This is a genomic window from Halorubrum yunnanense, from assembly GCF_026586675.1.
In the GTDB taxonomy this organism is placed as follows: Archaea; Halobacteriota; Halobacteria; order Halobacteriales; family Haloferacaceae; genus Halorubrum; species Halorubrum yunnanense.
Map to the genome: position 1 here is coordinate 21,855 of NZ_JAODIX010000069.1, position 9,210 is coordinate 31,064.

At 70.6% G+C, this 9,210-nt stretch carries 10 protein-coding genes; 8 read left to right on the forward strand and 2 right to left on the reverse strand.

Going from position 1 to position 9,210, the window contains the following annotated elements; genetic code table 11:
- Positions 1 to 69 precede the first annotated feature (69 nt).
- Together N5096_RS14500 and N5096_RS14505 are read left to right on the forward strand one after the other, a co-directional pair.
- Complete coding sequence (locus N5096_RS14500) at positions 70 to 978, forward strand: DUF106 domain-containing protein (RefSeq protein WP_267665520.1); 909 nt, start codon at positions 70 to 72, stop codon at positions 976 to 978.
- Positions 979 to 1,263: 285 nt separating this feature from the next.
- Positions 1,264 to 1,983, forward strand: coding sequence for a DUF2270 domain-containing protein (locus N5096_RS14505; RefSeq protein WP_267665521.1), 720 nt, complete (start codon positions 1,264 to 1,266; stop codon positions 1,981 to 1,983).
- A 105-nt stretch (positions 1,984 to 2,088) separates the two neighbouring features.
- Here the strand turns inward: N5096_RS14505 and N5096_RS14510 are convergent, their stop codons facing one another.
- Complete coding sequence (locus N5096_RS14510) at positions 2,089 to 3,435, reverse strand: carboxylate--amine ligase (RefSeq protein ID WP_267665522.1); 1,347 nt, start codon at positions 3,433 to 3,435, stop codon at positions 2,089 to 2,091.
- Positions 3,436 to 3,592: 157 nt separating this feature from the next.
- Between N5096_RS14510 and N5096_RS14515 the strand changes: the two genes are divergently transcribed.
- Together N5096_RS14515 and N5096_RS14520 are read left to right on the forward strand one after the other, a co-directional pair.
- On the forward strand, positions 3,593 to 4,099 hold the full coding sequence (locus N5096_RS14515; protein WP_267665523.1) for a DUF5813 family protein: 507 nt from the start codon (positions 3,593 to 3,595) through the stop codon (positions 4,097 to 4,099).
- 106 nt (positions 4,100 to 4,205) lie between these two features.
- Positions 4,206 to 4,529 carry a DUF7991 family protein gene (locus N5096_RS14520; protein WP_267665524.1) on the forward strand — a complete coding sequence of 108 codons (324 nt, stop codon included), beginning with the start codon at positions 4,206 to 4,208 and terminating at the stop codon, positions 4,527 to 4,529.
- A 31-nt stretch (positions 4,530 to 4,560) separates the two neighbouring features.
- Here the strand turns inward: N5096_RS14520 and tmk are convergent, their stop codons facing one another.
- Positions 4,561 to 5,154 carry a dTMP kinase gene (gene tmk, locus N5096_RS14525; protein ID WP_267665525.1) on the reverse strand — a complete coding sequence of 198 codons (594 nt, stop codon included), beginning with the start codon at positions 5,152 to 5,154 and terminating at the stop codon, positions 4,561 to 4,563.
- A 171-nt stretch (positions 5,155 to 5,325) separates the two neighbouring features.
- On the opposite strand from tmk, the gene N5096_RS14530 reads away from it, so the two are divergent.
- From N5096_RS14530 to N5096_RS14545, 4 genes are all read left to right on the forward strand, one after another.
- Entirely contained in the window at positions 5,326 to 6,687 is a 1,362-nt protein-coding gene (locus N5096_RS14530) for a hemolysin family protein (RefSeq protein ID WP_267665526.1), read from the forward strand.
- A gap of 75 nt (positions 6,688 to 6,762) precedes the next feature.
- Entirely contained in the window at positions 6,763 to 7,629 is an 867-nt protein-coding gene (locus N5096_RS14535) for a universal stress protein (protein WP_267665527.1), read from the forward strand.
- A gap of 139 nt (positions 7,630 to 7,768) precedes the next feature.
- On the forward strand, positions 7,769 to 8,665 hold the full coding sequence (locus tag N5096_RS14540) for a complex I NDUFA9 subunit family protein (protein ID WP_267665528.1): 897 nt from the start codon (positions 7,769 to 7,771) through the stop codon (positions 8,663 to 8,665).
- 157 nt (positions 8,666 to 8,822) lie between these two features.
- Positions 8,823 to 9,210, forward strand: a 388-nt coding sequence (locus tag N5096_RS14545) for an FtsZ/tubulin family protein (RefSeq protein ID WP_465261740.1), incomplete at its 3' end; no start/stop codon positions are given.

Below are 9,210 nucleotides of genomic sequence, written 5' to 3' on the forward strand. Positions count from 1 at the left end.
CGCCTCGGGGGCGCGCGGTCGCCGCCGATCCTGCAAGGTTCTTAACCGTCGGCCGCCAACCGGCCGATAATGAGCAAGGTCGAACGGAGAGTCCGCTCGCTCGTCAGCGGGGACGGCGAGATGCGAGACGCCGTGGAGGTCGTCCTGGACCGCGCCACCGACGGCGAGATCCAGTGGGTCGACGTCCGCGACGAGATCACCAGCGGCCAGTGGGGCCGCCTCATCGAGAAGGAGATCCTCGTCGACGGGGAGACCGGCTTCGCGCTGGCCGACCCCGACGAGATCGAGGCGGGACTGAGCGAGGACGACGGGGGCGACGGCGGCGACGTCGAGACCCCGGAGACGACCTCGTGGACGAAGTGGGACAAGCTCGCCGCCGTCGCGACCCTCGGCGCCTTCGTCGGGTACGCCGTCGGGCCGGTCCGCGACGCCATCGCGGGGACGATAGACGTCGTCCTCGGACCGCTGTTGAACGTCGTTCCGTTCTACGTCGTCATCATGATGATCGCGCTCGGCACCGGGCTGTACTCCACGCTGCTGCGCGCGGGGCTCATGGACATGGACAAGATGAGCCAGTACCAAGAGCGGATGCAGGACATCCAGGAGCGGCGGAAGGACGCGAAGGAGCGCGACGACGACGAGGCGCTCGACGCCATCCAGGAGGAGCAGATGGACGCGATGGGCGACCAGCTCGGAATGTTCAAAGAGCAGTTCCGCCCGATGGTGTGGATCATGTTCCTCACCATCCCGGCGTTCCTCTGGATGTTCTGGGTCATCGGCTACCGCGGCTCGACCGCCGAGTACGAGGTGATCGCGCAGCAGGCGATCGTCGTGCCGCTCGCCGGCGACGTCACGTGGAGCACGGGGATCGTCGGTCCGATCCAGATGTGGATCCTCTGGTACTTCCTCTGCTCGATGGCGTTCACCCAGCTCGTCCAGAAGAGCCTCAACATCCAGATGTCGCCGTCGTCGTCGTAGCTCGCAGGCGGTCGTCCTCTCGCGTTCGGTGTGACCTTTTATAATCGAAGTACGCAGTTATAAGCGAAGTACGCCCTTATAAGCGAAGTACGCCGGTTCGGTTTCGGTGAGTTCTCGCGAGCGGACGCGAACGGCGTGTCGAGTGCGGCGGCTGCGGTCCGCGGGGGTACTGGGTTCATCGGCTTGATTTCCGAATCGGGCGTAGAATACGCCCGAGTCTCGTCTGGTCTGCCCGATACACAACTAGTGCAACTGCTTATGCGGCGAGGAACTCTCTGTCCCCCCATGACCGATTCGAGCGACGACGAGTTCGACCCGGCGGCAGCGGACCAACGGGAGATCGGCCGCGAGATGGTCGACGACAGCACGGGGCTCGGTTCGGTGATGGCCCACGCCTACCGCGGGGAGGTAGACCGGGTGGGGACGTGGCGGCAGCGGCTCGACGAGACGACGACGTGGGCGGTGACGCTGATGGCGGCGATCCTGACGTGGGCGTTTTCGAGCACCGACAACCCGCACTACATCCTGCTGATCGGGATCGTTGTCGTCACCACGTTTCTGGGCATCGAGGCGCGGCGGTACCGGGACTACGACGTCTTTCGCTCCCGCGTCCGAGTGATACAGGAGAACCTGTTCGCGAACGCCCTCGACCCGTCCCAGGGGACCGAGAGCCACGACTGGCGAGCGGAGCTGAGCAGGGACTACCGCAAACCGATGCTGAAAGTCTCGCTGTACGAAGCGCTCGCGAACCGGCTCCGGAGCGTGTACCTCGCTCTGCTCGGCGTCCTCCTGAGCGCGTGGGTGTTCAGGATCACGGCGTTCGCGCCGCGCCAGGACTGGCTGACGGCCGCCGGAGTCGATCGCATCCCCGGGACCGCCGTGGTCGCCGCCGTGGGCGTGTTCTACGTCGCGCTGCTGGGCGTCACCTTCTGGCCCCACGAGCGCCGCGCCAAGGGCGAGTTCCGTGAGGGGGACCCGGGCGACTGGAAGGAGTCGAACCGGTGAGCCCGTTCGCCGCGTCGATCGGTTCGGCCCGACCGATCCGGAGGGTGCGGGAGACGCGCCCCGTGTCCGGCGCGACCGGATAACTGACGCGGCGGCGCGGACCGCTCAACAGGCGCAGTAGTAGTCGCGGTCGACGAACGCGGTCTCGAACAGCTTCGCGGCCGGGGCGGGGTCTGAGGGGCGGTACACCCCGGTCATCAGGTCGCCCTCGCGCTCGAAGGCGCCGGAGACGAGGCGCCGCCAGTCGGCGGGCGCCAGCTGGTCCCAGAAGGCGTCGTCGCCCGCCAGGAGCGAGAGGTAGTCGGGGAGGAACACCCAGCGCGTCGGCTCGACGCCGGGCGACTCGTACGCCGCGTCGGTGACCGCGGCGTAGGCCGCCATCGGGAGGTTCGCCCCTGCGGCGACGGGCATGCCGATCCACTTCCACGGCCTGGTGTTGACGTCGAGGAGGAGGAACGCCTCTCGGTCGGTGTCGTAGACGAACTCCGCCTCGCTGATCCCGTGGTAGCCGGCGTCGCCGAGCACCGCGAGCGCGCGCTCCTCGATCGCGGGCTCGTCGGCCGTCTCCACCAGACAGGAGGTGCCGAACTGCCGGGGGTACCGGACCGCCGCGTTGCCGACGATCCCGAGCGCGTCGTCGGTCCCCGAAGGCGGCACGTACGAGGCGAGCGAGTGGTCCCGACCGGGCGCGACGTCGACGCGCCGCTGGGCCATCACCGCGATCCCCTCGTCGCTCGCGGCCGCGACGACGTCCGCGAACTCCTCGCGGTCGGCGACCTCGATCACGTTGGTGCCGAACGCCTCCTCGAAGTCGCGCTTGAGTTCGGGTTTCACCACCAGCGGGAAGCCGAGCGCCTCGGCGGCCTCGTCGAGGCTCGCGTCGGGCTCCCGCGTCGCCGCGTCAGCGGTCTCGGCCAGTCGGTACGTCTCGGGGTACGGCACGCCGAGCGCCTCGCAGGTCGCGTACAGCGCCGACTTGTTCAGCACCTCGTCGAGCGTCTCGATCCCGGCGAAGGGGAGCCGGACGCCGTCGGGGTCGGCCTCGGCGTACGCCAGCGCCCACTCGTCCATGCAGCCGAACGCGACCGCCTCGGTCCCCGCGGCGTCGACGACCGCCTCCACGTCGTCGCGGAACCCGCCGAGGTCGTCGAGGGGGTAGGTGACCGCGCCCGCGAAATCGACCGCGTCGGAGGGCGGAGCGAGCCCGTCGTGGCGGACCGCGCCGGCGTTCCCGCCCGCGTCGCCCGCGGCGGGCGCGTCCCCTTCGCCGCCCCCGCCTGCGTCGTTGCCGCCCCGGTCGAGCGCGATCACGGGGACGTCGTGGGCGTCGAGCGCGCGGGCCACGCCGAGTCCGGTCACGTGGGCGTTGCTGACGAGCGCCGGCGGGCGGTCGAACGACGCGTCCGCGAGCGCGTCGACCAGCGCCTCGGTCGAGAGGAACTGCGCTGTCATACCTCGCGTTGCCCGTCCGGGTACAAAGGCCCACCAGTAGCGGCCCGGCGTGCCACTACCGGTGACGGCCGCGACGGCCGGATCGACCCCGGACCGCGACGCGACGGGGCGCCGCCGACGCGACGCGCTTTTGGTCGCGCCGCGTCTCTCTCGGGGTATGAGCGAGACCGATCTGCCGGACCGAGTCCCCCGCGCGTTCGCGGACCACGGCTCCTTCGAGCCCGCGGCCGAGGAGGGCGCGTGGACCTCCGAGACGACCGCGTTCGAGGGGAAGGTGCGCGCCGAACCCGCCGAGGACGGACGAGTCCGGTTCGCGGTGACCGTCCGGGTGCCGACTCTCTCCGCGGCCACCGCGGACGAGATCGCCGACGTGGTCGAGGAGGGGTGGATCGAGACGTTCGAGCTCCGCGTCGTCGACGTCGGCGGCGTGACGCGAGGCGACGACGAGTTCGACCCGGACGTGACGGCGGGAGACGACGAGGTGGTCGTCGAGTTCGAGCTGACCGATATCAACGAGCGGCGCGGCGTGGACAACGCCGGAGCGCTCATCGACTTCGTCGAGGGGACCTACGTGCAGGGCGTGATCCCCGGCTACGAGTACGTCGACCCGGTGGCCGGGCTGCTGTCGGCGGCGCGCCGGCAGGGGAACGACGGCGGGATTTAAATAGGGAACGCCGGCGCGTCCCGATCGACATCACGACTGCCCTCTTAAGCGGGCGGTCCGCGGCGCCGGCCGATAGGGGCAAATGCCGGGAACCCGTACTGGAGATATGCTCGCGCTGATCGGGTTCGTCAGCCTCCTCGCGCTGGTGGCGTTCCACACGCTGGTCGCCGGAGTGACGACCCGCTTCTTCCGCCTCCGGCTCTCGACGTCGTGGGGGTCGGTGGTGTACACGATCGTGTTGACGCCGATGCTGCTCCTGATCTCGACGCTCGTGTTCACCGGCGCGTTCAACGTCGGCGCCGGCATCAACCTCGGCAGCACGACCGTCCTCTTCGGCCTGCTCGTCTTCCTGCCGATCGTGCTCGGCGCGGCCATCGACTACCTCTACGTCCCCTCGCCGGAGGAGTACGAGCTGCCGGACACGCAGTAGCGGGTTCGATTCCGACCCGCCCGGCGACGGTCTACTCCTCGACGAGCTCGGCGACGACCGCCTCGACGCGCGCGGTGACGGCCTCGGGCGACCGGCTCGCGTCGACGCGCACGAACCGGTCCGGCTCCGCGTCGATCAGCCGCTCGTAGTTGTCCCGGACCGTCGCGAGGTAGCCGTCCTGCTCGAACTTGTTCGTGCGCCCCGCGCGCTCGGCGGCGGCCCGCGCATCCAGGTCGAGGTAAATCGTCGCGTCGGGCGGCCGCGAGAAGCCGGCGTGGATCCCTCTTATATACTCCAGCGGGCGGTCGAGGGGGACGTCGCTCGCGGCGAGCGTCGCGGCCTGATAGGCGAACCGGGAGTCGGAGTAGCGGTCGGAGACGACGAGGCCGCCGTCGGCCAGCGCGGGCTCGACCGTCTCTGAGAGGTGGTTCGCGTGGTCGGCGGTCAACAGGAACAGCTCCGCGAGCGGGTCGGCGTCGTCGGCCGCGATCGACCGGTCGACCGCCTCGCCGTACCAGCTGTCGGTGGGCTCGCGGGTGAACGTCGCGCCGGGGTAGGCGTCGCGGAGCGCCTCCCAGACGGTCGTCTTCCCGCTCCCGTCGAGTCCCTCCAGCGTGATCAGCATGGTCGCGCTCGGACGCGCCGGGGAATAAACCGCCCGGATCCCGGGAGAGCGGCCGCCTTCCGGCCGACGCCGCGACGGGTCTCCCGGCCGGCGTGCCCCTTTTAGTGTCCCCCGGTGAAACGTCGCCATGGTCAACGACCCCCTCGCGTCGCGGTCGACACGGAGGCACCGATGGTAGACGTCGCGATCTCCGTCAGCCGGGTGTTCGCGGCGCTCGTGTTGGTCGTGGTGAACGGCTTCTTCGTCGCCTCCGAGTTCGCGTTCGTCCGCGTCCGCTCGACATCGGTCGAGCAGCTGGTCGAGGAGGGACGCCCCGGATCGGGGGCGCTCCAGGACGTGATGGAGAGCCTCGACGACTACCTCGCGGCGACGCAGCTCGGGATCACGCTCGCGTCGCTCGGACTCGGGTGGGTCGGCGAGCCCGCGATCGTGGCGCTGATCGAGCCGGCGCTCGGACCGCTGCTCCCCGCGAACCTCGTCCACCTCGTCGCGTTCGCGATCGGGTTCGGCATCATCACGTTCCTCCACGTCGTGTTCGGCGAGCTGGCGCCGAAGACGATCGCCATCGCGCAGGCGGAGCGCGTCGCGACGCTTCTGGCGCCTCCGATGAAGCTCTCGTACTACCTGTTCTCGCCGGGCATCGTCGTGTTCAACGGGGCCGCGAACGCCTTCACCCGCGCCATCGGCGTCCCGCCCGCCTCGGAGACCGACGAGACGATGGGCGAACGCGAGATCCGCCGCGTGCTCGCGCGTTCGGGGGACGCCGGCCGCGTCGACGCCGCCGAAGTCGACATGATCGAGGGCGTCTTCGAGCTCGACGACACCGTCGTCCGCGAGGTGATGGTGCCGCGGCCGGACGTGGTGACGCTCGCCGCCGACCGGACGCTCCCCGAGATCCGCGCGACCGTGCTTGAGGCGGGCCACACCCGTTACCCGGTCGTGGCCGAAGAGGACGCCGACCGGGTGGTCGGCTTCGTCGACGTGAAGGACGTGCTCCGCGCCGGCGAGGCCGGCGACGAGTCGGCGACGGCCGCGGACCTGGCGCGGGAGCTCGTCGTCGTCCCCGAGACGACGGCCGTCGGCGACCTCCTCGTGCAGTTCCGCGAGGAGCGCCGACAGATGGCCGGCGTCGTCGACGAGTGGGGCGCCTTCGAGGGAATCGTCACCGTCGAGGACATCACGGAGGCCCTCGTCGGCGACCTCCGCGACGGGTTCGACACCGACAGCGGCGAACACACGATCCGAGCGCGGGAGGGCGGCGCGTACGAGGCCGACGGCTCCGTCTCCCTCTCCGTGGTGAACGACGCGCTCGGGACCGACCTCGAGGGCAACGGCTACGACACGCTCGGCGGGCTCGTGTTGGACCGGCTCGGCCGCACGCCGGAGGCGGCCGACGTCGTCGAGGCCGGCGGCCACCGCTTCGAGGTCACGGCCGTCGACGGCGCCCGGATCTCGACGGTGCGGATCAGTCCGATCGACGACGGAGACACCGCCGCGGGCGACACCGGCGAGCGCGGCGACGGCGACGACTAGGGCGGCGGCACGGGACGGGCGAGGGGCGGCGACCGGCGCGGGCGTTTTTTACCGGTCGGCCGCGACTCTCCGCGCATGTTCGACCGGATCCTGTTCCCGACCGACGGCGGCGAGGGCGCGGCGACGACGTTGGACCATGTCCTCGACCTGGCGGCGGACCACGGCGCGACGGTCCACGTACTCAACGTCGCCGACACGACCCACGACAGCGTCACGCGGGTCGGTCGCGACGTCGTCGACGTGCTCGAACGGGAGGGCGACGGCGTCGTCGAGGCGGCCGCGGACCGGGCCGCGGACCGCGGCGTCGAGACCGTCACGGCGGTGCTCCAGGGCGGGGTCGCCGAGACAATCGCCGCGTACGCGGCCGACCACGAGGTCGACCTGATCGCCATGCCGACGCGGGGGCGGACCGGGCTCGACCGCCTCCTCCTCGGGAGTACGACCGAGCGGGTCGTGCGCCGGTCGGCGCCCCCGGTTCTCAGCCTCCGGCCGGACGGCGAGCCGGCGCGGTACCCGTACCGGAGCGTCCTCGTGCCGACCGACGGGAGCGAGCGCGCCGACGCGGCGCTCGACCGCGCCGTGGCGCTGGCCGCCCGGAGCGGGGCGACGCTCCACGTCCTCTCAGTCGTCGACGTCGGGAGCCTCGGGATCGAGGCGTACTCCGGCACCGACGCGCTGGTGTCGGCCGCCGAGGAGACGGTCGCGGAGGCCGCCGCCGTCGCCGAGGCGGCGGGCGTGGAGACGGTCGAGCACGTCGAAGTCGGCTCGTCGGCCGCCCGCGGGATCCGGGCGTACCTCGCGGACCACGACGTCGACCTCGTGGCGATGGGCACGCAAGGGCGGACCGGGGTGGAGCGCTACCTGCTCGGGAGCGTCGCGGAGCGCACGGTGCGGACCTCCCCGGTCCCGGTGTTGACGATGCCGGACGCCGATCCGGAGTGAGGCCGGCCGCGAGTCCCGCGCGAGGCTGGCCGCGAATCCCGAGCGAGACCGGCCGCCGAAGTCGAAGCCGTGACGCCGCGCCCGCGACGCCGGGTGACGTCACGGTAGGTTTACGGGGGTTCCTCGTGTTATCCCGCGCATGGAAGTGTTGGTTGCAGGCGGAACCGGATTCATCGGGTCGTACCTCTGTCGCGCGCTCGCCGAGGGGGGTCACGACGTGACGGCCCTCTCCCGTTCGGGGGGCGAGACGCCCGACGGCGTCGACGTCGCCACGGGCGACGTCACGGACTACGACTCGATCGCCGGGGCCGTCGAGGGGCGGGACGCGGTGGTGAACCTCGTCGCGCTCTCGCCGTTGTTCGAGCCCAAGGGGGGAAACGCCATGCACGACCGGATCCACCGCGGCGGGACGTCGAACCTCGTGCAGGCCGCCGAGGACGCCGGCGTCGAGGGGTTCCTCCAGCTGAGCGCGCTCGGGGCCGATCCCCGCGGCGACACGGCGTACATCCGCTCGAAGGGGAAGGCGGAGGAGATCGTCCGCCAGAGCGGCCTCGACTGGACGATATTCCGCCCCTCGGTCGTCTTCGGCGAGGGCGGGGAGTTCGTCTCCTTCACCAAGCGGCTGAAAGGGATGTTCGCGCCCGGCCTCCCGCTGTACCCGCTTCCTGGCGGCGGGAAGACCCGGTTCCAGCCGGTACACGTCGAGGACCTCGTCCCGATGCTGGTCGCCGCGCTGGAAGAGGAGAAACACGTCAGCGAGACGTACGAGATTGGTGGGCCGGAGACGCTGACGCTCCGACAGGTCACCGACCTCGTGTACGAGGCCGAGCGGAAGGGCGTCACCATCGTCCCGCTGCCGATGCCGCTCGCTAAGGTCGGGCTGACGGTGCTCGGCGCCGTCCCCGGCTTCCCGATGGGGCCCGACCAGTACCGTTCGTTACAGTTCGACAACACGACGGCCGACAACGACGTCAGCGCGTTCGGCGTCGACCCCGACGAGCTGACCGCCCTCGGCGCGCACCTCGGGGTCCGATGACGGGACCGATCGCCGGACGGGGCGACGGTTCGGGAGTCAGATCCGCCGATTCGGGGCCGTTCATGTCACTCAAGCGGGTATCAGCGATGGTAACGGCAACCGAAGGCTTAAATATGGCATCACATTCTGTTTCTTTCAAAGGCGGAGGGAGCACACGATGAAACTTGCAATGATCGGATTCGGACAGGCGGGGGGGAAAGTCGTCGACAAATTCTTGGAGTACGACAAGCGGACGGGGTCTGAGATCGTCCGTGCGGCCGCGGCCGTCAACACGGCCAAGGCCGATCTCATGGGCCTCGAGCACATCGCCGAGGACCAGCGCGTACTCATCGGGCAGTCCCGGGTGAAGGGCCACGGGGTCGGCGCGGACAACGAGCTCGGCGCGGAGATCGCCGAGGAGGACATCGACGAGGTGCAGGGCGCCATCGACTCGATCCCGGTCCACGAGGTCGACGCGTTCCTCGTGGTCGCCGGGCTCGGCGGCGGCACCGGTTCCGGGGGGGCGCCGGTGCTCGCGAAACACCTCAAGCGGATCTACACCGAGC